General features: G+C 47.4%; 1 protein-coding gene. It reads right to left on the bottom strand.

The annotated features are described in order from the left end of the window. Positions 1 to 272 precede the first annotated feature (272 nt). Complete coding sequence (locus E1176_RS01805; RefSeq protein ID WP_155208866.1) at positions 273 to 1,763, bottom strand: S10 family peptidase; 1,491 nt, start codon at positions 1,761 to 1,763, stop codon at positions 273 to 275. Between the last annotated feature and the right edge of the window lie 224 nt (positions 1,764 to 1,987).

Genomic DNA, 1,987 nt, shown 5'->3' with positions numbered 1-1,987 from the left:
TTTTTGTAGTTTATCCTGTAATTCGATTTTTAAGGTCTGCGAGTTGTCCTTTAGTTCACAACCTACCACTGTTATCAGGAATAATAGAGCTGAAGACACTTTTTTAAAGATCATAATTCTGGTCAAATGGTGAACTTGATAATTAGACACTTATGGAAAGTAACATCCGAGTATAAACTATGACCTATACTTAGCATATACCCAAAAGACTAAAATATGCAATTTTATTATTTATAGGTAAAAATAATCTACTAATAATTAAATTTCAACTCCTAATACTTTGCAGCTTTCTCACCCGGCAAGCTGCCATTGATAAACTCTCTCAGGTGGTCGTTGGCTTTTTTGAGGTCTTCGCTGCGCAGGTACATCATATGGCCGCTGCGGTAGCCTTCAAATTGCATACGGTCTTTCATTTTGCCACTTGGGTCAATTTGCCACATGGTGTATTTGGCCTGAAAGTAATTGGTGGCCCCGTCATAGTAACCCGACTGCACCAATACCTTGAGGTAGGGGTTTTGTGCCATCGCTAAACGCAGCTCTTCGCGGGTGTTGTTATCGTCATTGTTCCACGGGCGCACAGGGCCAAACATGTTGTATTTCAGGTCGGTCTTGAGGTTGAGGTGCTCACGCATATAGAAGTTGATGGCGGGAGTGAAAGAGTGTAACCAGGAGTCAAGCTCAGCGCTGTAATCAGGGCTGGTGCCCACTTCCTGTCCATCGATACCGAGGTAGCGCGAGTCGAGGCGGCCGAGTGTCTGGCCGGTTTTGTCGCGTAGCAGCTCCTTCCAGAAGAAGTTAGCCGGCACATTGAGGTTGTGCTGCAAAATTGATTTTTTAGAAAGCCCGGAGTAATACGCCATTTTTTCAGCGACAGCTTCGCGCTCTTCGGCACTTATAAATCCACCTTTGGCAATAGCCGGCATCACAGTGTTGATGGTGTACGCTTCAACTTCAGGCAAGACGTCCAGCAGATCTTTGGCCTGCAACTCGGCCGGTAGCACCTTATGGTGCCAGGCGGCAGCAGCAAAATAGGGGAGTTCTAACCCGTTGGCCACCGGTCGGTCAGAACTGTAAATTTTATAATCGGCAGGGGAGACCATGATCACCCCGTTGAGGTACATCCACTGACGGTTTTGCAAGGCATGCGCCAAACCTGCTACCCGCGTACCGCCATAGCTTTCGCCAATGATGTACTTGGGTGATGTCCATCTGTTGTTTCTTGAAACGAACGTATTGAGCCATTCCGCCAGGTATTTGATGTCGGCATTGATACCGAAAAAATGCTCACGGTCCACCTCATCGCCCGTCATCGGTATGGTACGCGAGTAGCCCGTGTTGGCAGGGTTTACGTATAGAATGTCGGCCACATCGAGAACGGAGTGTGGGTTGTCTTTGATGCCATACGGCTGAATAGGGTAGCCCTCATCGTCAATGCGCAGCACTTTAGGCCCGGTGTAGGCCACATGCATCCATACAGAAGCAGAGCCGGGGCCGCCATTGAATGAGATTAGCAAAGGCCGCTTACCCATATCTGTCTCACCGGATTTCTTGTAATAGGTATAATGCAGAGAGGCGATCGGCTTGCCGCTATTGTCCCACACAGGTTGAAAACCCGTGGTCGCAGTGTAGCTGATCCGCGACCCGTTGATGGTGGCCGAGTGAGAAGTTACTACGGTGGTATCAGTCGGTACTTTTAGCGACTGTCCGGTTGCATTAAATGCAAAAGCGGTTAAGAGTGCGGGTAGAAAGAGGCGATATTTCATGAGATGCTGGTTAATACAGTTAAATAATGATTGATATTAACCACTGGTTGTGAGAAATGCAGGTTGTTTTTTGTGAAAGGTAAAATGATTTTTCGGGGTTTGGAAGATGTTAGATAATAGAGAACATGGTTCCTCTGGATTACTGGTAGGGCGAACGTCATGCTGAGCGATAGCGAAGCATCTCTAACACTCGTGTCATCCCGACCTTGTGGAGGGATCTTTTA

Origin of the sequence: Fulvivirga aurantia (assembly GCF_009711475.1) — a bacterium.
GTDB classification, from domain to species: domain Bacteria; phylum Bacteroidota; class Bacteroidia; order Cytophagales; family Cyclobacteriaceae; genus Fulvivirga; species Fulvivirga aurantia.
This window is presented reverse-complemented; position numbering and strand designations above follow the sequence as displayed.